Annotated in this window: 22 protein-coding genes; 18 read left to right on the forward strand and 4 right to left on the reverse strand. The window is 28.5% G+C overall.

What is annotated here, in order from left to right:
- Positions 1 to 48 precede the first annotated feature (48 nt).
- From AC4PG3_RS05830 to AC4PG3_RS05845, 4 genes are all read left to right on the forward strand, one after another.
- Positions 49 to 558, forward strand: a complete 510-nt coding sequence (locus tag AC4PG3_RS05830; protein WP_492198120.1) for a hypothetical protein — start codon at positions 49 to 51, stop codon at positions 556 to 558.
- 722 nt (positions 559 to 1,280) lie between these two features.
- Positions 1,281 to 1,535, forward strand: coding sequence for a helix-turn-helix domain-containing protein (locus tag AC4PG3_RS05835; RefSeq protein ID WP_492198121.1), 255 nt, complete (start codon positions 1,281 to 1,283; stop codon positions 1,533 to 1,535).
- Positions 1,522 to 4,458: an HsdM family class I SAM-dependent methyltransferase gene (locus AC4PG3_RS05840; protein ID WP_492198200.1), complete on the forward strand. Its 2,937-nt coding sequence runs from the start codon at positions 1,522 to 1,524 to the stop codon at positions 4,456 to 4,458. Before AC4PG3_RS05835 ends, AC4PG3_RS05840 begins: the two co-directional genes overlap by 14 nt.
- Positions 4,455 to 5,150 (forward strand): hypothetical protein, encoded by a 696-nt coding sequence (locus tag AC4PG3_RS05845; protein ID WP_492198122.1) that lies wholly within the window; start codon positions 4,455 to 4,457, stop codon positions 5,148 to 5,150. The genes AC4PG3_RS05840 and AC4PG3_RS05845 overlap by 4 nt, the downstream gene beginning before the upstream one ends.
- Before the next feature lie 428 nt (positions 5,151 to 5,578).
- Here the strand turns inward: AC4PG3_RS05845 and tnpC are convergent, their stop codons facing one another.
- From tnpC to tnpA, 3 genes are all read right to left on the reverse strand, one after another.
- Positions 5,579 to 7,138 carry an IS66 family transposase gene (gene tnpC / locus AC4PG3_RS05850; RefSeq protein ID WP_492198183.1) on the reverse strand — a complete coding sequence of 520 codons (1,560 nt, stop codon included), beginning with the start codon at positions 7,136 to 7,138 and terminating at the stop codon, positions 5,579 to 5,581.
- Positions 7,139 to 7,267: 129 nt separating this feature from the next.
- Positions 7,268 to 7,624 carry an IS66 family insertion sequence element accessory protein TnpB gene (tnpB, locus tag AC4PG3_RS05855; RefSeq protein ID WP_492196141.1) on the reverse strand — a complete coding sequence of 119 codons (357 nt, stop codon included), beginning with the start codon at positions 7,622 to 7,624 and terminating at the stop codon, positions 7,268 to 7,270.
- A gap of 2 nt (positions 7,625 to 7,626) precedes the next feature.
- Positions 7,627 to 8,007 carry an IS66 family insertion sequence element accessory protein TnpA gene (gene tnpA / locus AC4PG3_RS05860; protein WP_492196142.1) on the reverse strand — a complete coding sequence of 127 codons (381 nt, stop codon included), beginning with the start codon at positions 8,005 to 8,007 and terminating at the stop codon, positions 7,627 to 7,629.
- A 169-nt stretch (positions 8,008 to 8,176) separates the two neighbouring features.
- On the opposite strand from tnpA, the gene AC4PG3_RS05865 reads away from it, so the two are divergent.
- From AC4PG3_RS05865 to AC4PG3_RS05925, 13 genes are all read left to right on the forward strand, one after another.
- Positions 8,177 to 9,679 carry a hypothetical protein gene (locus AC4PG3_RS05865; RefSeq protein WP_492198123.1) on the forward strand — a complete coding sequence of 501 codons (1,503 nt, stop codon included), beginning with the start codon at positions 8,177 to 8,179 and terminating at the stop codon, positions 9,677 to 9,679.
- Between the two features lie 69 nt (positions 9,680 to 9,748).
- Positions 9,749 to 10,117 carry a hypothetical protein gene (locus AC4PG3_RS05870; RefSeq protein WP_492198124.1) on the forward strand — a complete coding sequence of 123 codons (369 nt, stop codon included), beginning with the start codon at positions 9,749 to 9,751 and terminating at the stop codon, positions 10,115 to 10,117.
- 1,120 nt (positions 10,118 to 11,237) lie between these two features.
- Entirely contained in the window at positions 11,238 to 12,299 is a 1,062-nt protein-coding gene (locus AC4PG3_RS05875; RefSeq protein ID WP_492198125.1) for a hypothetical protein, read from the forward strand.
- Between the two features lie 186 nt (positions 12,300 to 12,485).
- The gene (locus AC4PG3_RS05880) at positions 12,486 to 13,637 is read left to right on the forward strand and encodes a hypothetical protein (protein ID WP_492198126.1); all 1,152 of its coding nucleotides are present in this window, start codon (positions 12,486 to 12,488) and stop codon (positions 13,635 to 13,637) included.
- Between the two features lie 923 nt (positions 13,638 to 14,560).
- Positions 14,561 to 17,413 (forward strand): TrlF family AAA-like ATPase, encoded by a 2,853-nt coding sequence (locus AC4PG3_RS05885; protein ID WP_492198127.1) that lies wholly within the window; start codon positions 14,561 to 14,563, stop codon positions 17,411 to 17,413.
- 1,372 nt (positions 17,414 to 18,785) lie between these two features.
- The gene (locus AC4PG3_RS05890; protein WP_492198128.1) at positions 18,786 to 19,556 is read left to right on the forward strand and encodes a hypothetical protein; all 771 of its coding nucleotides are present in this window, start codon (positions 18,786 to 18,788) and stop codon (positions 19,554 to 19,556) included.
- Positions 19,557 to 19,641: 85 nt separating this feature from the next.
- Positions 19,642 to 20,238: a hypothetical protein gene (locus AC4PG3_RS05895; RefSeq protein WP_492198129.1), complete on the forward strand. Its 597-nt coding sequence runs from the start codon at positions 19,642 to 19,644 to the stop codon at positions 20,236 to 20,238.
- Positions 20,239 to 20,454: 216 nt separating this feature from the next.
- Complete coding sequence (locus tag AC4PG3_RS05900) at positions 20,455 to 21,018, forward strand: hypothetical protein (RefSeq protein WP_492198130.1); 564 nt, start codon at positions 20,455 to 20,457, stop codon at positions 21,016 to 21,018.
- A 33-nt stretch (positions 21,019 to 21,051) separates the two neighbouring features.
- The gene (locus AC4PG3_RS05905) at positions 21,052 to 21,672 is read left to right on the forward strand and encodes a nucleotidyltransferase family protein (protein ID WP_492198131.1); all 621 of its coding nucleotides are present in this window, start codon (positions 21,052 to 21,054) and stop codon (positions 21,670 to 21,672) included.
- Positions 21,644 to 21,865, forward strand: coding sequence for a DUF6718 family protein (locus AC4PG3_RS05910; RefSeq protein WP_492198132.1), 222 nt, complete (start codon positions 21,644 to 21,646; stop codon positions 21,863 to 21,865). Before AC4PG3_RS05905 ends, AC4PG3_RS05910 begins: the two co-directional genes overlap by 29 nt.
- Before the next feature lie 275 nt (positions 21,866 to 22,140).
- Positions 22,141 to 22,602 (forward strand): HNH endonuclease, encoded by a 462-nt coding sequence (locus tag AC4PG3_RS05915; protein ID WP_492198201.1) that lies wholly within the window; start codon positions 22,141 to 22,143, stop codon positions 22,600 to 22,602.
- A 252-nt stretch (positions 22,603 to 22,854) separates the two neighbouring features.
- Positions 22,855 to 23,694: an AraC family transcriptional regulator gene (locus AC4PG3_RS05920; protein ID WP_492198133.1), complete on the forward strand. Its 840-nt coding sequence runs from the start codon at positions 22,855 to 22,857 to the stop codon at positions 23,692 to 23,694.
- 9 nt (positions 23,695 to 23,703) lie between these two features.
- Positions 23,704 to 24,921 carry an amidohydrolase gene (locus AC4PG3_RS05925; RefSeq protein ID WP_492198202.1) on the forward strand — a complete coding sequence of 406 codons (1,218 nt, stop codon included), beginning with the start codon at positions 23,704 to 23,706 and terminating at the stop codon, positions 24,919 to 24,921.
- 92 nt (positions 24,922 to 25,013) lie between these two features.
- Here AC4PG3_RS05925 and AC4PG3_RS05930 read toward each other — a convergent pair whose 3' ends face one another.
- Complete coding sequence (locus tag AC4PG3_RS05930; protein WP_492198134.1) at positions 25,014 to 25,382, reverse strand: helix-turn-helix transcriptional regulator; 369 nt, start codon at positions 25,380 to 25,382, stop codon at positions 25,014 to 25,016.
- Positions 25,383 to 25,548: 166 nt separating this feature from the next.
- Here AC4PG3_RS05930 and AC4PG3_RS05935 point away from each other — a divergent pair, with 166 nt between their 5' ends.
- Positions 25,549 to 25,710 carry a Spo0E family sporulation regulatory protein-aspartic acid phosphatase gene (locus tag AC4PG3_RS05935; protein ID WP_492198135.1) on the forward strand — a complete coding sequence of 54 codons (162 nt, stop codon included), beginning with the start codon at positions 25,549 to 25,551 and terminating at the stop codon, positions 25,708 to 25,710.
- The last annotated feature ends 91 nt before the right edge of the window (positions 25,711 to 25,801 follow it).

Raw genomic sequence — 25,801 nt, forward strand, 5'->3', positions numbered from 1 at the left:
CAAATGGTTAATTTAGAGCAATTACTATTTGCCAAGGAGGTATGTAAAATGAATGATGAACAAAAGCAAAGAGTAAAAATATTACGTTTTCAGGGTTTAGGATATAAGCAAATAGCAAATGAAACTTGTCTATCAAGAGACACCATCAGAGGATATTGCGAAAGAAATGGATTAGATGGATTTGGAAAAGAAATATTTAAAGAATATAAGAAAACAATAGAAAAAGAATTTGTTTATATTCTATGCCTTAATTGTGGTGTGGAGCTTGAACAGAATAAGAGGGGTGCTAAGAAAAAGTATTGCTCAAAAAATTGTAAGATGGAATGGGACAATACCCATAGAAAAGAGTATAAATTTATTTGTGAATACTGTGGTAAAGAGTTCAAGGCATTGGGAACCACTAAGAGAAAGTACTGTGATAATACTTGTTATACTAGGGATAGATTCTGGAGAAAAGAAGATGCAGCTGAGGTAGCAGCTAAGATTTTAGAATTGAAGAAAGTGAATAATTTACCTATGTGGCTTAAGAATTTACTCCTAACAGATAAAGATGAGTAGGGGGAATATCTTATTCAATTCGCATAAGAAAAAGCTGGGGTGGGTATGTGCTAATAAGCATATGGGGGTATAAATTTTAATACGAATTGGTAATACCTTATGAAATCAAAGGATTGACAAAATATATGAATTTGGAGAGATTTAGAATTTAACGAAGGAGTCTTAAAAAAACAGAGGGGGGTACTATTTCACAAAACCCCATACTTCTGCGTATTATTATCATCTCTCTGCCCCAACCCATGTGGAGACAGTTGTATCGCTCTTCCACAAAAAGCAGACAGTCATATCAACCTAAATGTGGAGTTTGGTGGCGAGAAAGGACAGATTCCAGTAGACGATATAGCACGGAAAGCTGAAGATTATAGACCAAGTGAAAGAGTAACCTATAAGAAGTAAAGAGAGAGTTAGGCTTACTGATGTATGAAACTCTCAATGCTGTAGAAGAATTAAGCATGAACGAAAACATCCAACCCCTGAAAAAGTAGAGGCAATCAAAGGTGCTCTGAAGTATTTTGGTGTTATATAAGTCAAACAGTATGAATAAAGGTAACTTGTAGATTGTTTCACAGGAGGATAAAGATACTTAATTAAGAAATTAATAGATAATCATTTTATCATAACTAGGAAAACTGGATTTTTTATAAAATATCTTAATGTAACTTATTGTATGTTGACTGATAGTATTCAAATATTTAGAATTATGATAGAGGTGGTATACATTAATGAATATTATAAGTGTTTTTGCAAATAATGTAAAAAAATATAGAACTGAAAAAGGGTTATCGCAAGAAGCTTTTGCAGAAAAAGCTGGTTTGCATAGAACCTATATTAGTGCAATTGAATGTCAAAAGAGAAGTATTGCATTAGAAAACATTCAAAAAATAGCAGATGCTTTAGAGATAGAGTCATATTTATTATTTATTGATATTGAGACGACAAAAAAGAAAGGAGGCTTATTTGAAAATGGGAAGGTATGAACTACCAATAGAAACTGTTATTGCTAGACTTGGTTATAAAAATTCAGAAAACCTCATTTATTATAGTGAATTTAATTATTCTAACTATACTAATCATATAGCCAAAGTAGTTTCTGAAATTAAGCCGTATGCAATATATTTTGTAGATGAAAAACCATTTATTCTTTTTTTTGACAGCCTTTTTGATGATGCGTCCTTTAAAGTAATTAGTAAACAAGTTTGGAACGCTCAAGTTCCCGTTGCTATATTTAGTGATGATCAAACAGTTAAAATTTATAATGGAATGTCTTTAGATTTATCATCTTATATTTTAGAAAAGGCTACAGAAATACCTATAGATAATTGTTCTATTAGTGCAGAATTTTCATATATGGAAATAACTAATCCTCTATTTTGGGAAAAGTTCTCAAGAAAATTTTCAGCTGCTAAGTTAAATCACTTTTTATTATCTAACATTACTTACTTAACTGATCAATTGAAAAATACTTATCATATAGATTTTGCTACAAAGTTAGTTTTAAGACTTATTTTTATAAGATTTTTGATAGATCGAGGTGTTGATTTAGCATATGAAAACTTTTCGAGTAATATTGGGCAGTCCCAGAATGAACTTCTAAAATGCTTGAGGAATAAAGATTCTATATATGACTTGTTTGAACATCTTGGAACGAAATTTAATGGTAATCTTTTTGAACTAGATTATGAGCTTGAATGTCCTGAATTAACACAGGATGTATTTGATTTGCTTGCTAATTTTTTATCTGGAACAATATCAATGAGTGATGGTCAACTGTCATTATTTGCAATGTATGATTTTAATATTATTCCAGTAGAATTAATAAGTAATATTTATGAAATCTTGCTTGGACGGGAAGCTAGAATAAAGGATAATGCTTTTTATACTCCAAATTATCTTGCTGAGTATGTTCTAGATAAAACAACATTAGGGTTTTTGAAAGAACATTCAAAATATACAATCTTAGATCCAGCATGTGGTTCAGGTGTTTTTTTAGTGAATAGTTATCGTCGTATGGTAGAAGAAAATCTAGGTGGTAAAATGTATTGTGATGATAATGATTTACTGAAATCACTCTTAATTAATCATATTTATGGTATTGATATTAATGAAGAGGCGATTGATGTGACAATATTCTCGCTTTATTTAACGATTTTGGACTATAAAGATCCAAAATCATTATCAACTTTTACATTACCATATTTAAAAGGTACTAATTTATTAGTGAGTGATTTTTTTGATGATACGAAACTTAAAGACTTGAAAGCGTTAAAATTTGACTTTATTATTGGAAATCCACCTTGGGGAAATGTAAAATCAGGTCTTCATTTAAAATATTGTGAAGAGAATGGATATAAAGATAAACAACAGAATAATGAAATTTGCAAAAGTTTTGTTTTAAGGGCAAAAGATTTTAGCAATCCTCATACGACATGCTGTTTTATTTTGCATTCTAAACCCGTACTATACAACCAAAAACAGCCATCTAAAAGATTTAGACGCTTCTTATTAGGCGAAACAAAGATTCATAGTATAATTGAAATGTCATCTGTTAGAAAATTGGTCTTTGAAAATGCCGATGCTCCTGCAGTAATAATTTCTTTTAGTTATACAGAAGGAAACAATCTGGAGAATGTCATTAATTATACATCTATAAAGCCAAATATCTTTTTTAGATTGTTTAATATTATTGTTATTGAAAAAAATGATATAAAATATGTAACACAGGGTATGTTATATAAATTTGATTGGGCTTGGAAAACAATTGTATACGGATTTTCAAATGATTTAAGCTTATTAATGAGGCTTAAGAGGTGCTTCCATACAATCCTGGATGAAATAAAGGAACAGAACCCCCCTATTGTTAGGGGAGCAGGAGTGGAATATCATGATGGTGATAAGAAAGATGCCTCTCATTTATTAAATAAAAAATTACTTGAGTCGAAAAATGGAGTAGATCATTTTTTTGTGAACTCAAATAATACTACTCTTTTTTCTAAAAGTAAAGTACACCGTCCAAGGGAAGAAGCGTTATTTATTTCTCCGTATGTATTAATACCAACAGGGGTGAACTGCAACAATTATAAATTGAGAGCAGCTTTTAGTGATGATACATTTGTTTGTAAAAAGGCCATGTATATTATCAAGGGGGCAGAGGAACAAAGATCATTTTTAATGAATTTAGTTGGCTTACTAAACTCCTCATTTTATTCTTATTTGAACCTTATGTTAGGAACTTCAATAGGAATTGAACGAGAACAAAGGTTTATGGAAGAAATATTAAATTATCCCTATATATTTTCTGAAGATATAGTGAATAAGACTGAGAATATCCATAGAGAAAAAAAGAAAGAAGATGTTTTGTATTTTTCAGATATAGACTCAGAAATAATGAAACTTGATAATTTAGTTTTACAAGAGTTTGGATTAAAAAATAATAAATTCATTGATTATGCAATCAATATTCAGATACCAGAATTAACTAATACAAATAATAAAAATATCTATAGAAAAGTATCTATTGAGGAATTGGTAGAATATAGTGAGTGCTTTAAAAAACAATTCGCTTCTATTTATAGCCGTGTAGAGAAACATATTGGCATTAAATTTTATCAAAATCTACTAAACAAGTTTGTGGTATTTGAACTTTCGGTTTTAGATGGTACACCGGATAAGACTACAGATTTTATAGAAGATATTGATAAAGACAAAGAATTATTATCAAGATTTTGCGTGTTTTCACATAATGATAATTTCCATCAAATTAAAGATGTTATTCATTTTAGCGATGATTCATTTTTTATTATTAAACCTAATTTCTATAAGTATTGGCATCCTGCAATTGCAGAACTTGACCTTTCTGATGTTATTGATCAGATCATGAATAATTCGGGAGGTGGTGAATGATGGGGGGCTTTAAACTACAATCTATAAATGAAGATTTCAAAAAGGGGTTTTATGATTCTATTATAGAAACAATAGAAAAATGTTGTAGTCTAATGAAAAAAACTTGTATTTCTTCTGGTCGGAAAGTTAAAAATCATGAAGTGAATATACAAAACCATCTATTCTTTCATTACCTAGATAATAATTCTGCATTGGCTAAATTGGAATGTGATATGTTTCCTATTTCATTCCAAATTGAAACTCCTGAGACATATGATGAGGAAGCGGATAGATTTATGGGTAGGTGTGATATTAAGGTAACATCAAATAATTATTGGGTGAATAGAGATAAAGAAGATTATTATATTATTGAATGTAAACGAATTGATGGAAGCTCCAATCTGAATAATAAGTATATTGATGAAGGAGTTAGCCGTTTTGTAAATGAACCTCCTAAATATCCTTCTCACCATAATAAAAATATTATGTTTGGATTTGTTGTGAAAGATATTGACATTCATGATAATTCTCAAAAACTATCAAAAATCAACCAGGATAGATTTAAAAGAATAGCGCAGGGAGATTTAATTTCAATAAAAACTGATAAGGGTGAAGGATTCTATGAATACATAAGTAATTATGTTCTATCAGATAAGTCATTGGAATTGTTACACATATTTTTTGATTTTTCAAATATAATAAAACTATCATAATTATTTTAAGAATAAAGTGGTTTTTATGCTAAAAGAAAATATATCAAATAAATGTATAATATTAACTTACCATATTTTTATTGTTATCTTAAGGCGTGTGGAGACTATAGTGCCACTATACAAAAGGACTAATTGTACTTGCCCATATACCGCTAAAAAAACAAGTATTTTATGTTTAAGAAAGATATAGCAAATTATAACAATAAGGAACTGAAAGATGAAGTTGTTGTAAGACTTGACTTTTGAATGTGAAATGTAGGGATATAAAAAACTAAATAATGAATGTGAATCCGCTGGTGTAGAATCAGTGGATTTTTATTTGGAATTACTTTCAAATTAAGTTGGGTATGTATTATAATAGTAAGCGTTGAATAAAAGATGTATTGTATAAATATAGGGATATCGGTATGATATCCCTATAATAGTATTTATTCAGATTTACATGATTTTTGGACTAAATCATCCCAAGGCATCATTAGCTCTAGGATTTTAGGATTGGTTTTAAGATTGGATCCTGGTAATATTGACAGGATGTATTCTAAATATTTATAGGGGTTTAGTCCATTTGCTTTTGCTGTTTCTACTAGGGTGTAGACACAGGCACTTGCGTAGGCACCTTTTGGACTTCCGCAGAAGGTCCAATTTTTTCTACCTACTGTAAATGGTCTTATACTGTTTTCTGCAATATTATTGGATATGACACAGTTTCCATCTTCTAAGTAGGTTTCTAATTTTTCTTTATGATTTAGAGCATATTGTAATGCTTGTCCTATTTTAGATTTGGGAAGTACTTTATCATTATTATTTTCTACCCATAACCAAAAGGCCTCTAGAAGTGGTTTTTCTTTTTCTAGACGCTTAATTTTTCTTTTTTCTGGAGTGAGATCTTTAAACTTTCTTTCCCAATCAAAGAGTTTATTACAATATGCTATTCCTTTTGCTGGTAGACTTGCTTCTTCACTTTTTACATCTTTTGGAAGGGCATCTTTAAAGTATCTTCTAAGATGGGCCCAGCACAAACATTGGTGGATATCTTTTACCTTGTTATATCCTGAATATCCATCTGTATGGAGGTAGCCATTGAATCCTTTTAGGAAATCCTTGGCATTGTCTCCTGTTCTACCAGGTGCATATTTAAATATTCTTATTCCTCTCTTTGCATTAACTGAAGTAGAATACACCCACATATATGATTTTGTGGTATTTTTCTTACCTTCTTCATTTAATACTTGAACTGGAGTCTCATCAGCATGTAAATATTTATCTTTTAATAGTTCTTCCCTTAGCTTTTCTACTATGGGATTTAACCATTCTTCTGATGTTTTAATTATCCAGTTGGATAGGGTTGCTCTACTTATGGGAAAGCCCATCTGTTTCCAATCTTTTTCTTGCCTGTATAGTGGTACTGACTGTACAAACTTTTGATACATGGTCCAGGCTACTGATGATGCTGTGGCATAGGAATGCTGAAGTACAGGCTCGGGTGTATTTGGATTAAAGATTCCAGGTCTTCCTTCTTTTTTACATGTTCTACACTCATAATTTTCTTGATATATATTAATTACAGATATTTCTGCCGGTATGTATCTGATTTCTGATCTTACGAATTTTCTTCCTACAACTGAGAGTCTCTTTCCATCAATTGGGCAGATTTGCTGGGATTCTTCCAGCCTAAATATTTGATCTTGGCTAGGTAGGTTTTTAAACAAGTCTTTTCTCTTGTAGCCTTTTCTAGTTCTTTTAATAGGCTCTTCAAATGGAACAGGTTCTTGTATAGAGAAGTCGGCTTCTTTTTCAACTTCGTTAAATAGACCTAATTCCATATCATTAATGATTAATTGGCCGTCTATGGCAGAAGTCTTTTCTGTCTTTCTTCCATAGAGTTTCTTAATTAGGTATTCCATATTTTCATTAGCCTTTTTCAACTCTTCTCTAAGGCCTTCTATGGTTTTATTCTGTAATTCAATTGTATCTTGAAGTGTCTTTATCAAAGAGTTTTCATTCATTGGAATTTAGCCTTTCTAATATGTTTTATTTAAATATATTATATCATTTTCCTAACCTACAAACAACAAAAAAATACTTGAAACTATGTAATTTTGAGCAGTTTCAAGCATCTATATTATCCTTTTGTTATCTATCTTTTGAATGACCTTTTTTTGATCAATTGATAAACCCTCTATTAGCCATCTATATTGCTGAGGAGTAATTTCCCTAACATCTTCTTCAGTTCTTGGCCACTGAAACACCCCGCCTTCAAGCCTTTTGTAGAGAAGAAGAAATCCATCTCCCTCCCAAAGCAACGCTTTTATCCTATCTCTTTTACCTCCACAAAAGAGGAAAAGCGCATTTTCAAATGGATTTAGCTTAAAGTTTTGAGATACTATAGCGGAAAGACCGTCAATTGATTTTCTCATATCAGTCTTACCGCAGGCAATGTATATTCGTATATCATCCGGAAATTTAATTCTCATGATTATTTACCAATTAAATTAATTACTATACCTAATGTATTTGGATCTGCCCCATTTAGAATTTCAATTTCATTTCCATTTGAGCGCAAGATAGCACAGATACCTTTATTGTTAGATTTAGATCCTACTATATTGGCTTTAGCTTCACTTGGCTTAACTTCTATAAATTGAGTTTGACCTGTAACAGCTAGTGTTCCTGCTTTAATTAGGGCTTCTTGTCTGATTACTCGCTGCCAATAGTAGAATTTGGTTCTTGAAATATCATTTTCTTCACACCATTCTTTTATGGACTGGTCACTTTCACTATGCCTTTTAATGATTTCCGACCATTGAGCCTTAAGTATTTCATGTTTAGTAGCTTTCATAGTTGTAATGTTAATCATCTCCCTACACTTTCAATGTTGGCAAAGTTACTTTGTTAACTTTAAAAGTACTTTGTAGAGAGTATTATCTCATGTTACGTAACATTTGTGAATCCATGGGATTATTGATCGCTTACCGTTGAGTGTGTGGATGACATTCAATGGCTTAATTAATGTATAGGAGGTAACCATGGGTATTTTTTCAACAAGAGAAATAGCTACTAGTATTTGGACTATTATTGTTTTTATTGTTATGTTAATTAATAAAAATATTAGAAAATCTGTCATTAATGTTATAAAAATAGTATTTTCAACAAAAATTATTAAGCCATTTATAGTGATAATAATATACTTAGGTTTAATTTTATTATCTTGTTCAAAGTTAGGATTAGTTAAATATGTAAATTTAAAAGATATATTATTATGGGTATTGTTTTCAGGAGTTCCTCTTTGCTATGGCGTAATTAGTAAGATACCTGAAAAAAACTATTTTAGAGAGATTATCAAAGAAAACATAAAATTTATAATTCTTATAGAATTTGTTATAAGTACATTTACATTTTCATTGTTAATAGAAATTATAATAATACCACTATTTACTTTTTTATTTTTATTGGAGATTGTATCTGGTATGAAGGAAGAATATAAAGATGTTAATAAGCTCATTTCATATATTTTGTCAGTTTCAGGATTTATTATATTATACAAATCATTTTCTTTGGCAATACATAATTATAGAGTATTAAATTCAATAGAATCTTTAGTTACTATTGTAACACCAATTATTTTAACTATATTGTACATACCATTAATATTTATATTTAGGATATACTTTAACTACAATAATATTTTATATAGGCTAAAAATTAAGATTAAATTTAGGTTTAAAGTTATAAATAATAAAATTAGTAATAAAAAAAGTTGTAAATATGATTATGAAATAGAAAAAGTTGAAGATATATCAACAGGAGTGGCTAAAAGAAAAAGTATTGCATTGATATTAAAAGAAGAATATGAATATATAGATATAGAAAATATTTGTATAGAACAATTTGATTTATATAATTACAAAAATGATGTGGTATGGATATATGTTGCTACCAGCAAAGAAAATTATATAATATCAAATTGGATAATACAATCTCAATGGATAAATCCCAAATTAGATAATAGATGGAGACCTGGAGAGATAAATGGAGTTAATAAAAATGGAATTCTATTTAGATATAATGACTCATATTATGAAACTGAAAATTATTATAAAGAAAATATTTTTAAAGATAATAAGCTTCTTTTGATAAATAATTTTAAGTTATATGATAAAATTTCGGATAAAGTAGAGATACTATTAAGTTTATTTAATGATGGTAATTATATGGAGTTTTTAGACTCATGTAGGAAATATGAACATTATATAAATGAGGTCTATTTTCAATATGGAAATATAGGTATTTCAAAAGATATTGATTTTGAAGAATATTTACAAGAATTTCAAAACTTCATAGCAATTGTAGATAATATAATACTATATGCGTTAGATGAATCTAGAGAATCAAAAAATAAAGAATATCTAATAAATATGTCAGTTAAAGAGCTAGATAATATAATCAAAAAAATAGAAGATGAAAAAAATTACTGGATGAATAAGTTTAATATTACTGAAAATGAATATGACGAAGCAGTATTTATATAATAATGATTAAAGTAATCCTAATATATATGGATAGTTTTATTAAGAATTAATAAAGAAAATCGAGAAGAGTTGAGTATATTAAATAATAAAACAATCGAATTAAAAGAGCAGGGTCATATTCTAAGTAGAGTAGTATCGAAAGGTTATATAGACTCTGTTATTTTTATAGAGAAACAAAATGCTCTTACACTAGATAGAAGACAAGTATGGTCCAAATATGGACATAAGAGTGCAGTATGCAGATGTGAAACTAGACTTAAGAATGGAATAAAGTCTAGTTGTAAGAGCTCACCTATTTTAAAAAAAGAACCACTACATAATGCTATAATGTTAGCTATAAATAAAGTAGTAGAAAACAATGGAGATTTTATAGGAGCGTTTAGAGAGAATGTCATAAGAGTAATAGGAGGATATTCCATAAAATACATACCTACATAATATGATGAGAAAATGGAAATTTTATAGCAAGAGATGATAAGGTTAATCGAAGAAAACGCAAAACAAGGATCTGTATGAGGATTTTGACGACTAGTATAAAAGGATATCAGAAGAGATAAATGAGCTTAAAGAAGCAAGGATAAGGCTTGTACAGGAAAAGAAGCAGGCAGATAGATATAAGGAAAAGTTAAATGAAATGGATAATACTTTAAAGGATAAACTACCTCAGATAAAAGAATTTGATTAGGATTTAGTAAGAAGATTAATAAAGGCTATTATAGTAAATAAAGGAGAAAAATTGGAGGTACTGTTTGAATCAGGGATAATGATGGAATAGATAGCAGATTATTATGATTAGATATAGATAGTAACAGTAACATAGATATATAGATAGTTACTGCTCTTAAAATAAAGATAATATATCAACGGCAAAAATTTAAGTATTTTAGTGTTGGTGTATTTATTAGATATGGTCAAATGAAATAATTATATTATAGAATTAAGTCTGTATCGATTTATTTAGAAATAGATGTAAGCTTAGGGGAACTGTGCTATAATTCAAATTAAACGACATACGAGACTTATAAAATAAATGGATAGAATATGGAAAATTCAATTAAAAATATTACTTTCAGTGGAATTGTAATATCATTGATTACTGCATATATTTCTTTTATAGAAGTGATACAGGCAAAAAATAATATTAAAGAAATACGCAATGAAATAAATTATAAAAAATTATAGATAAATGAAAATTAGTCAAAAAATATCATGTAAGAACTCTAAAAACATTTATTCAGAGGGAAATATTGAGGTTTGCTGTGATATGAAATGATGATGAAAGAAAAATAAATTCTTTGATAAGGAAAGTATCTAGTGAATATGATAATGTTTCTGTTATTTTAGATGTGGATACTAATAGTAAGAAAATTACTAAGCATCATTGGATGAGAATAAATTAATTAGATAAATCTATCGCAAATGTTGAAGTACATTCATTACCAAGTAATGGGCAAAGTTTTTAAATGGCATCATTATTATCCACTTATAGTACATTGGGACAGTAGAATTGCTATGTTGATAATATTTTATATGCACAAGTATATCTAGGGGGAATTTGATGTTGGAAAAGTTTTTTAGGATAGTAAAAGAAAGTAGGTACTTTGAATGGCGTGAAGCTATTATCAATAATCCAGTAAAATTGATAATTAACGATATAATCTTTATTCTTACCATAATAATAACAATTGTTTCTATAAAGGATTCTTATATAAATTGGCATCAGCGGAGATATGAGACTGATACTGCTGCCTTGGAATATTATCGTATAGGAGAAAAATATTATGCAGACAAAAGCTATGAGGAATCATTAGTTAATTTTGAAAAAGCCTATAATATAAATAAGAATTTATTTGATGTTAAATATTATTATTCCATGTCTTTACTTCATATAAATGAAAAAGATAATTCACAATTTGTAAGGAAAATCTTATATGAAAACAGTGAATTTCTCAATGATAATGAAAAGGTTATCTTTGCATTATTAGAGGTAAACTCGAAAAATTATTCAAATTGTGTAGATATTCTGAATAGCATATCAGATCCTGTTGAATTAAAAAATGAAATATTTAATCACTATATAATAACATCTACAGTTGCAAACTTTGCATTAAATTTTGAAATAGGACAGAATAAAGTATTTAATAATAAAATGTTAATAGATAGAAAGATAAATTCTCTGGGACTTTTGCCTGACAACAATATAAAAAAATTTGATGATGTCACAATTACTTTTGATATGCAGGGTTATTTTAAAGATGAATTTTTCAAAATTAATCAAGGTGCTATGGAAATGTTTATTTTTTATTTAAATGAATGTATGCAACAAAAAGAATACGGAAGAATACTTCCTGTCATGGAAATTGCATCAAGCTATTTTAATGTTTTTTCTACAAAGGAAAGCGTAGCAAAGGATTATCTAAAGCATTTTTATGATTGTATTGGTATGTTTTCCGGATACAATCAAACACATTTAAAAAGCATAGATACAATTATAAAAAATATAGTAAGTAAATTGGAAAATGGTAATAGTGATATATGGGCAGAGGATTTAATTAAGTGTAAACAAATTTATAATAGTATAATTGATGATTATAATACTATATGGATTCCATACAATTAATACGGTAGTCCGCTAAGGCATATTAAATGGATATTTGAAATACCTATACAAGGTAGATTGAGATTATAATTTTGATGATGTATTTTAATTTAGTGGTAATTTTAAATCAAAAAAATGATATTGTTGCCCCTAAAAAGAGAAAATTATAGATGGAATTATTAACATTGTAACAAGGAGGTAATGAATGTGTCAGTTGAAATATCTGGACCTAAAGGATATGATTTTCAGTACTTAAATTCACTATTATTTGCATTAGAATACTTAGATAAAGACGAAGTAGAAATATATATAGAAAAGAAAAATGGTGAAGATGCCCAAATTATTTTTAGGCAGGAAGGAACAAAATATATAATTGATATTCAAGTGAAGAATAGAGATGAGGATATAGATTTACAAAGTTTCGCTAATTGGGTAAGTCATTTTGAAAGTAGGAGCATAAGTTACACTCTATTGAATAAGTTAGATGAGGATAATATAAGATATGCTGTATTTGTTTCTGACGCAAGAAGTAAAGATGATGTTAGCCTATTTGTTGATGAAGGAGAAGTTCACAGAGAATTAAATGTTGGATTTAATAATGAATACTTAAATAAGATAAAAGGATGTATAAAGAGTTGTTATTCAGAAACCAGTTCTATGAGTATATCAAGAAAGGCTTTTTTAGAAGAGTTTATAGATAATACAATAAATAGTAGGTTAAGGAATATATTGAAAAAAGTCAAGTTGAGAGAAAGATATACGGAAGTGTACTCAGCTGAAAAAATAAGATACTTGTTAAATAGAAAATTCTATATACCTCAGAGTAAAACAGATGATGTAAAAATTGAATTGATAGATAAGATAAGACATAGTAGGGGTACTGATTGTTCTATTGTAACTGACTTAATGCATATCATTGATAAGTATAGTGGGAAAATTATTTTTGGAAAGATTTATCCACGACTAGAAGTTGACAATCTTATAAAAAGCCTTAGCGAAAGTATTCTAACGTTATATAAAATGATAAACAATAGTAAAAATACCTTTGAAGGTTTTCCAGATAAAGAGCTAAGCTTATCTATCCAAAAGGTGAATGAAGAAGAAATATTAAAGAGAAATGATGAATTAGAAAAGCTTAAGAACAGTTTTATAGTAAGTATAACCAAGATATATAAGGATAATCCTCCACGATTGTTTTTAAGTAACGAATTTGTGAAGTTTGCTATGGAAGAAATAGAGATTAATTCTCTGGAACTTAAAAATTTAATTGAGAAAAATCGAGTGAGATTAATAGAAATTACAAGTGATTTGAGACAAAAATATGATGATCATTATGATTTAGTAGATTGGATTAGTTAGTGGATTGAGATAAATATTATTTATTTAAGATCAAGCATCCTTCTTTAGAAATATGCCTTTCCACCAAGGGATTAATATAACGCTTTGACATCATTATTGTACTCTCAAGGTATTGTGAGGTTGTATGTAAGTTAGAAAGACAATAAATAGAAAATAGCAATAGTTTAAGCCATTGAATGAATAGATGATGTTCAATGTCTTTCTGTATGTGGGGGACATGTCTACTTGATTTTTAAAATATAGCAGATTAATAAATGGATATAAAAAAGATTTTATTAAAATCGTATAGTATGAAGAATTTAAATGATGACATATTTTGTAGAAATAAGATGACAAAATAATCTATATATTTGGAGAATAATGGGTTTTTGGGTTGAGAAAAGATAGAGTATGCTATAAAATTAAAGTATGGCTATTTCATGCCATAGTCAGTCATTAATATTTATAGTGAGTCGAAAACAAGTTATATAGACTTAAATATTACATTAAATATAATGAATAGAACTAATATATTTAAAGTTCGGTTTGGTCTAAAGATTTACTTTGTGATTATTTGTACATTTTCATTTTACCACTTACAATTAATTTAGCATTTAAAAGACTTAAAGGTTAATATACTGAATTATAGAACAAGTATATTAGTGGAAAAAACAATCCCACTACTTCAAAAAGATAGAAATAGTGACTTTCTTAATGAAGTTTTAAACAACTTATACAAAGCATGCTCTGAATTCTTAGGATTCATAACAAATGAAAAAGAGAACCTACGTTAAGGGAGGAAGTATTGGGAACTTTAAATATAAAAATATTATGATGCTACATCTATAATAAAGGGTACAAGCTTTTTGTTTCAATATATTTAATAGAAAGACACTATAAAATAAAAAGATATTTGTTTTATATTTGTAATTGGAGGGGATATAATGTGTCATGAGATAGGATCAGAATGGAGAAAATGGGATTTACACTTACATACAGCTTCTTCTTATGATTATGAATATAAGGGGGAGAACGCAGATGAATTATTATGCGAAGCCTTAAAGAAGAATAATATAAGTGCTGTTGCTATAACAGATCATTTTTGTATAGATTCAAAAAGAATAGAAAATTTAAGAAATATAGCACCAGATATAATATTTTTTCCAGGAGTAGAGTTAAGAACTGATAAAGGTGCTAATAATATTCATGTTATTCTAATTTTTTCTAATGAATTAGACTTAATTGATTTAGAAAATGATTTTGAATCAATTATGATTAGACATAATGCAAAACCTAAACCTCAAAATGTAAATAGTATAGAAAATGACTCTATATATTGGGATTATAACGATATTATTGATTTTGCAAAAAGTAAAAATGCGATTATTACCATTCATGCAGGTACTAAAACAAATGGAGTAGATGATAAAATAGAAAATGATAACTCTATGAAGATGGCAATTAAATCAGAATATGCTGAAACAGTAGATATTTTCGAGGTTAATAGATTAAGAGATGCTGAGGTTTATAATAATATTATTTTTAAAAATATAACAGAAAGACCAGTAATAATATGTTCAGATAATCATGATTCTAGAAAATATAGTACAAGAGAAAACTTATGGTTTAAATGTGATTTAACATTTGAGGGCTTAAAACAATGCATCTATCATCCGAGCGAGAGAGTATTTGTTGGAGATAAGCCAGTAATATTAAATAACATGGAAAAAAATCCAAGAAATTATATTCAATCAATTTCAATAAATAGAGTTGGAAATCCTAAAAATTCAGAATATGAGTGGTTTGATATTCATATTCCAATAAACATAGGATTAACTTCCATAATTGGTAATAAAGGCAGCGGTAAAAGTGCATTGGCAGATATAATCGCATATACAGGTAATGCGAGTACCATGAAATATGCTTCATTTTTAAATGAAAACAGGTTTAATAAGCATCCTTATAATTTTGCAAATGATTATGAATCTAAATTAGTCTGGTTAGATTCAGAAATACATTATAAAGAGTCTTTGTGGAATAATGATTCGGCTTTACAAAACATTCAATATCTACCACAGAAGTATATAGAAATATTATGTAATGAGTTAGATTCAAGTTTTAAGGATGAAATAAATAATGTTATATTTTCATATTTAGATGAAACACAAAAACTAAATGCGAATAATATGGAAGAATTAATATCTAAAAAAAGTCGAACTTTAGAAAGTAAAATTTGTGAAAAAAAGGATTTAATTAGTCAAATTAATCAAGAAATTTTAAATATTGAACTAAAACTTACGACAGAATATAAAAATAATTTAAAACAAAAACTTGATAAAAAGATTAGTGATATTGATAGGCATAAAAGGAATAAACCCAAAGAGTTAATAGAGCCACAGGAAAACACAGATGCTAAAGAATGTATGAAGGAATTAGAAAAAAGAAAACAAGAATTAGAAGATAATATAAAGATTGCGAATAAAGATTTAACTAAATTGCAAGCTGAAAATATAAATTTGGAATTTTTAATCCAAAGATTAGAAACTTTTGAAAATGATATAGAAGGTTTAAATTATGAGATGAAGGAGATTGAAGGATTAACAAAAGGTGATAAAGAAGTATTTTTAACATCTAATTCATTAGATGTTAAAAAAATACTAGAAGAAAGAATAATTTTAAATAAAGAAAATATAAATAAGTTGTCTGATTTATTAGATATAGACAAAAGTAGTTCTTTGACAAAAAAGTTAGATGAAATTACTGAAAAAATAAATAATTTTATAATAGAGTCAGACCAAAATGAAAAAGCATTCTTCGAATATAAGGAAAATTTAAGAAATTGGGAGGATGAATTAAATATATTAGACGGAGGTTTAGAAAAAGCTGATACTCGAATATATTTAGAGAATGAATATAAATATTTAGAAGAACAGATATGGATAGATTATAAGAATTTATTGGAAGAGAGAAAACTAATAACAGAAAGTATATATTCATTAAAAGTAGAAAAAGTATCAATATATAATGATATATACGAAAAACCTAAAAAACAAATAAATGCAATAATAGGACAAGTTAATAAGGGAGAGAAGGATGGTTCTGATGAATTCATATTCAAACCAGAAATTGATCTAATAGATTTGGAGTTTTTAAAAAGTATATTTGAAGGTATAAACAAAAACTACGGTGGCCAATTTTCAGGAAATATAAAGGCTAATGAATTTTTAGAAACTCTGATGAAAGAAACCAACTTTAATGATAATCAGTCAATATTGAGCTTAATAACAAAAATATATAATGAAATATATTCATATCAGGATAAGGCACATAAAAAGATGAAAAAACCTAAAGAATTTCTAAATTATTTATATAGTTTAGATTATTTAGATGCAACCTATAATTTGAAAGTAGGAGAAAATGATTTAATTGAACTATCACCTGGTGAAAGAGGGATTATATTATTGATTTTTTATCTCGCTTTAAGTCAAGACAATATACCAATAATAATTGACCAACCAGAAGATAATCTTGATAATCAATCTGTTTATTCCAAATTAGTGGATTGTATTAAATTTGCTAAAAAAAGAAGGCAGGTAATAATTGTAACTCATAATCCTAATATAGCTATAGCATGTGATGCAGAGCAAATTATACATTGTAGCTTAGATAAAAAGAATAATGAATTTTATTATATAAGTGGTAGTATAGAAAATTCATTGATAAAGGATAAAGTCGTAGATATTTTAGAAGGAACTGAGCCTGCTTTCAATTTAAGGAAGTTGAAATATAATATATAAGTTGTAAAATCTATATGATTAAAATTTACACTAACATTTGGTTTTTTCATCAGAAAAGGCTTTATTTTTGTAAGAAGTAAAAGATTGTTAATTCAATCCTATCAAAACTAGTAAGAATATTAGATAAAAATAAAGCATCAGTGATGCCAAAAATAATAAACTACCTTATGTACTAAAGTAACATAGTCAGCTTGAAAAAGAAGAGTTAGCTGATGATGAGTATATTTATAAAATGATTAAAATAAAAGCAATAAAGTTTAGTTGCCTTCTAGTAAAGTGCCGTCCTTTTATAGATAGGAATAAGTGAATTGGGATTGATGACAATATTTCTAGAAATCAATGGAATTTAGATCATCTACACATATGAAAAATTAATTGATTAGGATTTAGGAGTCGCAGATGGAACAATTAATGACAACGATTTAATAAATCATAGTTAAATTTATAAGTCTAAGATTCCAGAAAGGGAGTAGTAGTGGCTTACGACATTTTTATTGTCACATCAAGGCATTGCGAGGTAATTGTGAAACTTGAAAAACTATAAGACTTAGTGATACTAATGGTTTGAGAAACTTTAAGGCATTGAATGGACAGATGACATTTAATGCCTTTTCTGTACTTGAGAATATGTCCATTAAAAATATGAGAGTTATGAAGAATCGAGTTTTGTTGTATTCAGGGATTCTTATGTAATCTAAAATTAGGTTACCATTTAACTTTTAAACTGTACAAACTTAGCGTTATGTGTAGATGGTTTTTATTGACTTGATCTTAATTCATTGTAATTTGGTATTTCACGACTTGCAGCTTTCATGGTAGTAATATTAATCATTTTAAACTATAAATTTATATGTAATGGTAGGATTAGATATAAACTTAAAAACATTCGTTCTTTCAGTGTTAATATGGTACAATATTTGTAAATATAAACGCTAGTTAAAAACATATCGTGGGGGAGAACTGCTATGGATAAAGAGAATGGAATTTAGTTATTTGAAAACAAGAAGTTCGTACTGCATGGGATGAAAAAAATGAAACGTACGATAAAATCGTACAGTTGAAAATGACAGTAGCAGATGGTAAAAACAGAATGATAGATGTTGCTAATCCAGAAGAACTTTTACATATAATTCAACCGATTCCTTCTCCAAACGCAGAACCTTTTAAAATGTGGCTTCCGAGGGTGGGCAGTGAAGGAATTTGATCCTATAGGGAAACGATAGCTGGTGTTATTAGAATGGCTTTAAAAAGGTATGCAGATGTGTAGAATTAATTGGGATGTATTGATTGTTTACTGAATTACTAAAAACTTAGGAACGGCATTTTAAATAGATTTGTACAAGTATTATGATAATAGGAAAGGAAATTTACCATGAATAATTTATTATATTATAATGAAAGAGAATTAGAGCTCATCAATGAAAGAGAGTTTGACGAAATTGCAAGGATTATAAGATTATTTATTGATGAAATTGACAAAAGTTTTGAGTCGTGCTTTACAGGTAATATATTTGGCTATCAATGGACAATCAATCTTTGGAGAGATCATGCTCTAGAACTTTCTAAAGAAGCAATGAATAATATGATTATTGGGAACTTTTTTTCTTTGGGTTCTTTAAATAGAACTATAATTGAGTGTTACATATATAGCTACTGTATTAAGAATTTTAAAGAAGAAAAACTATGGGAAACTTGGGTTAGTCACAATATAAATAAAAAGTTAAGTAATCATAAACTTCCAGATAGTAGAGAGAAAGGGTTTGCAAAAGAAGCTTTCAGCAAATTTAAAAGTCATGACATTAAAAAAGGCGAGAATGAATGGCTAAGAGATGTAATTGAAACACATAAAAATAAAAGAATATCCTTTAAGGACATTTGTAATTTAGTTGAATCAAAGGAAGAAAATACAAAGAATATTTATAGTGATTATCAGAAGATGTGTGATTATGTTCATGGGACAGATTTGTCTATCAAGTTGTTAAATTTTACATTTTATGATACATATTATCAGCTAATTATTATAATGTTTAAATATATTTCTAAAAGTTTGATAAACCTATCAGACAATAATGTATCAATAACAAAATTAAATAGAATTGAATTTGTTTTTTACGCACTAATGAATGATATTTTTAATAATTGAATTATAACTTTTGGTGGCATCTAAGGGATTATCGATTCATTTTAGAAAGATATATCCATTGATTATAAAAACAGGAGGATGAAAAATGTTTAAGGAGTTTGAATATACTTGGGAAGAAATTTATAAAGAATGGAATTATATATCTTATTATATTCCGACTATTAATAAAAAACTATATGTTAATAAGATTAAGGTCAATCAGTGGGAAATTGAGAATAAATATTTTTACGGATTAGATTGGGTATTAAATGAGAGTTTTGAAGGCAGAACCAATTATGTTACTGAGCAGCCAATAATGTTTATGTTGAATGGAGAGCATTTAAATAAGGGAACGCTGACTACACTAAGATATTTGATTGATGCAGAAGATAAAGAAACCAGAGCTGCCATATGGATATATGGCTTTATTCGAGATGTGTTGGAATATCAATTAAAAAATTGGCGAGGAGAAGCCTATAGAATGGCTTATGCAATAAAAATGGCAGCAAAGTTTTATTTGAAAGATAAAGGAATGAATTGGCATCATGCAATGAAGAAGTTATTGCCCGATGTTTATTTCACAAATACAATTCTAGGGGCGATTAATATTGAGAATAAAAGAATAGTTCTTGAACTAGCTGCGATGGCAGCAGACTATATTTATATGCATTATAAGGTAGCAGAATATGATTCACGAAAATAACCTTACATAAGCATATAATATATATATAAGCAATTTGAGTTCATTATGATTTTTGAAACGCTATGTTAAATTGATTTTGGTTCAAAAAAGGGTTATAAGAGATTATGAAGTGGATTATCAACCAATTTTTGGACAAAGCTTTTCCTAACATAGATTTTGTTAGATGCCTATGATGTAGCTTTACAACTGTGTTACTTAGAAAGGTGGTTATCGTTAATGGATAATAAGATGAAATTAAAGCAATGGATAGATGTTGATAAAAAGGATTTAGAGCATTTATATTATGAGCAAAACTTGTCAGATCGAGCTATTGCTGAATTATATGGAGTTACAAAAAATAAAGTTAGCTATAAACGCAGAAAATATGGTATTTCCATAAGACACAAAATTATTGATGACATTGCCTCCCATGATGGTGAACTTTTTAGAGATTTGAGTAATAATTCTAAAAATAGACTTTTAAAGTCAGAAAACATAGATGGCCTTGCTAAATCATTAACTCATCATATCTTTAGAAATGGACCTGTAGAGGATATGCATGCTGCTGGGCGATTATCAGAAGAAGATATGAAAACATTAAATAAATATATGGTAAATCGATTAGCAGGAATTTTGCTTGCAGTTTACGAGAACAAGTGGCTACAATTAGAATTGTTGCATGAATTTCTAAAAGGATTTGGTGATGAATGGGACCCAGCGGAACCAGATATGGAAGATTTAAATTTGATTTGGGAGAAAAATATCAATTTGATAAAAAACAACCTTAATATCAAAAAGTAACTTATAATTATATTTTATAGATGGGTGAATTATATGTATATATTAAATAAGTTTGGTTTAACAATTAAAATACTTGAATCATTATCATATAAATCTGAGTTAGGAATTAGCTTTAAGAGGTCCTTGGGAAGATTTAATAAAGATGATGTGATTGAGGAAATTAAAAAGGTTAGGTTATGGTATAACCAACAAAATATAATTGATAGCCTACCAATAGATTCAAGAATAAAAAGTATTGGTTCTGCAATAATAAAATTTGATAAGTATTATCCTGATGTAAACTTTAGTAGTGTTTTTAACGATGTTTTAGGGTTTAGGGCTATTTGTACTGATTATGAAGAAGTTTTTGAATTAGAGCTTGAAAAGAATATTAGAATTGTAGATATGTCAAAAGGAAAATCAAATGATGACGGATATCGTGGAGTTCATGCCTATTATCAAAAAGATAATCATCATTATCCTATAGAAATCCAATTAAATACATATTATGATAGGCAATTTAATGATTGGATGCATGATAAATTCTATAAAAGGGGATTTGATAATAAAATAGGACAGAAGTTGCGAAAAGATTATGAAGATGGTAAAATAAAATCAAGGAAAGAGTTTGAGGAGGTGCTTAAAAATGTGTTATCTAATTGCAAAAAAGTTTAATGAATCTGGTAGTATCGCACTTAAGACAACTAGAGGTGAAGAGTTAGCCTATTTTGTTGATGAACTTCAAGAAAAAATAGGATATGATATCCAATTAGTAACCATAACTAGGCCTTCAGCATACGGTGAATATGAGCCATATCATTTTGTAAATAGTTATGAAGAGTTCAAGAAAGAAGTAAATTTAATGTAATATAGAAGCCGGTTGGGATTAAAAGATATAATCCTGACTGGTTTTTTACTTTTTATAAATATATTCAATTATGTGGAAAATAAAGGTTGATACATATATAATGTAATTAATAATTATAAAAACAAACGAAATTTCTAATTTGATCAAGAAAATTATTTCATAGATGCTTTTGCGAATGAACTGGGTCTATTAGACCTCTAAGCATAAGGATATTTTCTATGGAGTGAATGTGAGAAATTCTAAGGAGATAGAATAGGAAAGGATTTAAAAAAAGTATTCAATTTAAATACTGTGATGAAACTCATGAAAGGTGTTGGAGATGTGGATGTAAAAGAACTTTAGGCAGGTGTCATATTGTTCCATCATCCTTGGGAGGAAGTGATAAACCCTCAAATTTAGTTTTACTTTGTAAAAGATGCCATTTGGAGAATTCAAATGTTACAGACCCTGAAATTATGTGGGATTGGATTCGTGCATATGGAACTACTCTTTATGATATATTTTGGACAATGCAAGGGATAAAAGAATATGAGTTTATCTATAAAAAGTCATTAGAGGAAGAGTTTGAAACAAGAAATATAAGTTATGATGATAATAAATTCGAAAAAATTATTAAAGAAGAAATAAAAAATGCGTCATATCATTATGGGGATCCATATCTAAATAGGGCAACAATAGCTGGTGTTATTAGAATGGCTTTTAAGAAGTATGAAGTGATACAAAATCAATTGGGATAAATAGACTTGTATATTATTTCCGTTGAACATTTTTAAAAGTAGTTTTAAGAATAGAAATTATATTATAAAAAGGATACAGAAATATTAGGATAGCAAGTTTTGTACCGTTTAGATTGATTATGCTCAATCTATTGACATTTTTGTCTTATAAGTATGTTTTATTATGTAAATACATTCTTATATCAATGAAGTATTGTGGTTGAAGGACAAATTTCGGGTCAAAAACTAGGGTTTAAAATGGAGTGAGTTATTATGGATAAAAATCAAATTCAAATTAGCTTAGGGAGTATAGAAAAAGCATTAGGTCATGTGCATAATGGATTTGTATGCTTGCTTGTTGTAAATGGAAGTATCGATGTTGAGGTAGATGGAAAGCCTTCATCCTTGGATACAGATGACATCATAGTTATAAATAGTAATCAATTCCATTCAGTACAAGGAAACATAGGAAATGTTGTTTTGAAATTAAAGGTAGGAAAACAATATTTAGAAAAAGAATGTCATGAGTTTTTAGAATATGATATAAAATGTGACTCCTCTAAATTAGAAGCAAGTGAGGAGCGTAAATACTTTGAGATAAAAAGAATGTTCACTCAGATGTTAATAGTTTACTTGAATAAGAAAGATGGTTATAATCTTGAGTTTAAATCTATATTTTTTAAATTTATCCATATTTTATTTCAGTACTTTAGAGTAGAGAAAAGCTATGATACAAAAATTAAATATAAAGAAAATACAAATTCAATCTCGGATATAATTACCTATATAAATGAGAATTATAAGGAAAATCTGTCCTTGAATGTAGTTGCCAATAAAGCCTACATGTCTCTCCAATACTTTTCAAAGTTCTTTAAAAGAAAAATAGGCATTGGTTTTCTTCAATACCTTACACAAATTAGGCTTGAACATTCAGTCGCAGATTTAACATATACTGATAATTCAATTTTTAAAATAGCTATGAAAAATGGTTTTGCCAATGGGAGATCTTTTGAAAGAATTAATTTGGATAACAGTTTAAACAAGCAATTCCATAAACCTGTAAAAATAATCAATATTGATAATATAAGATCTGCACTAAAGGCTGAAACCTAAGGTTTTACTATAGAAAAAGGTGTAGCAAATATGGATCATTCCTTTATAGCTACATATGGTAAAGGAAAACCTGTTATTGGTATTTTGGCAGAATATGATGCTCTAACAAATTTAAGTCAGGTATGTGATTTACCTAAAAAAGAATTTTTACATGATAATGGGAATGGACATGGATGTGGACATAATGCATTAGGCAGCGGAGCTGTAGCAGGTGCAGTGGGTATTAAAGACTATATGCAGGAAAACAACATGGAAGGAACTATAAAGCTTTTTGGATGCCCTGCTGAAGAGAGTGGATATGGAAAAGCATTTATGGCAAGAGAAGGACTATTTGATGGTTTAGATACAATCCTTACTTGGCATCCAATGGATGTATCAGCAGCTTGGTCTTCAACTTCATTAGCTGTATTCCAGTTGTATTTTAATTTTAAAGGAATATCAGCTCATGCTTCAGCAGCACCAGAGCACGGCAGAAGTGCATTGGATGCAGCAGAGTTGATGAACATTGGTGTGAATTTCCTAAGGGAGCATATGATTGATAGGGCAAGAATCCATTACGCATTTATAGATGCAGGTGGACAATCTGCAAATGTAGTTCAGCCTACAGCAAGTCTTCACTATTTTGTAAGAGCTCCAAAAACATCCCAGGTTCAAGAAATCTATGAGCGTTTAGTGAAGATAGCAGAAGGTGCAGCACTGATGACTGAAACTGAACTTGAGGTAGTATGGGATTCAGCATGCGCTGAATATATTCCAAACAGAGCACTTACAGAGGCTATGTACAATAACTTGAAAATGACATTACCTAAGTTTACAGAAGAAGAAATTGAGTATGAAAGACAATTCTTTAATACATTAAGTGAATCAGTAAGAGAAAGTCTAGGCAATAAGCCTATTAATGACGTATTATTACCGCTTGAATTCAATGGCGAACAATTAGGAGGTTCTACTGATGTAGGAGATACTAGCTGGGTTGCACCTACAGCTCAGGTTCTAGTGACTTCCGTTCCTAATGGAACACCACCTCACTCATGGCAATGGGTTGCAACAGGAAAGTCAAGCGTTATGCACAAAGGTCTTTTATCAGCAGGTCAGACAATCGCTTTAACAGCATATGATGTACTGACAAATCCAGAATTAGTTAAAAAAGCAAAAGAAGAGCATTTAGAAAATCTTGGAGGACAAACATACGAGAGTGCAATTCCAAGTGAAGTTCTACCTAGATAAATTTTTAAAGGAATAAAAAACTAAAAGACATGAGTAGCATTACTACAAGTAATGCTACTCATGTCTTTTTATAACTAATAAGAAATTAATTATTATAGATATTTGCTATTTTTAGAACTATTTTTTTCCATATCTCTAAATTTTAAGAAGTCTATAAAATCACTTAAATCTTTCAAGCTATCAGGAGACAAATTATTAATATCATCTAATAATTTATTGGAGCAGTATGTAGCTTCATTTTCTTTTATGTTTTCAATAGTTCGGCAATTGGACACACCAACTAAATAATCTAAACTAGTATTAAATAATTTTGTTATAATTATTGCATTTTCTAATGTAGGCATTTTCCTGCCATTTTCATAATATGCTATGGTACTTTGTGTTAAGTTAAGCATTTTTGCTAATTGATCTTGAGTTATACCCAAGTCTTCGCGTAGCTTTTTTAGCCGATAAGAAAACATTAAATCACCTCAGTGTTATTATAATATGATTTGATTAACTCATTTATACAATATGACATATAAAAATAATCATTGCATTTTATGACTATAAATCATACAATATATAATAAATGATTGATTATTTTCAAATATTCGAAATTGTTAAATTTATAAATGGAGGAATCAAATGTCACATAAATTAGAATCCTTAAGGAAGGACATTAATAAAATGATAGAATCAGGCTATTATGACAAAAATGAGTTAATAAAAAAGAGCCAAGAATTGGATATATATATAATTAAGTTTATAAAAGAAAAGTTATTGAATAGTAATGAAACTTTGGAATAATAGAGAGTCCCAATCTACAAACAAGATATAGATCCATTTAGCAGACTTGCCCAAGAAGGCAGGGTATTTTTATTAATATTTCAGCAAAACA

Source organism: Tissierella sp. QWL-11, from assembly GCF_058683765.1.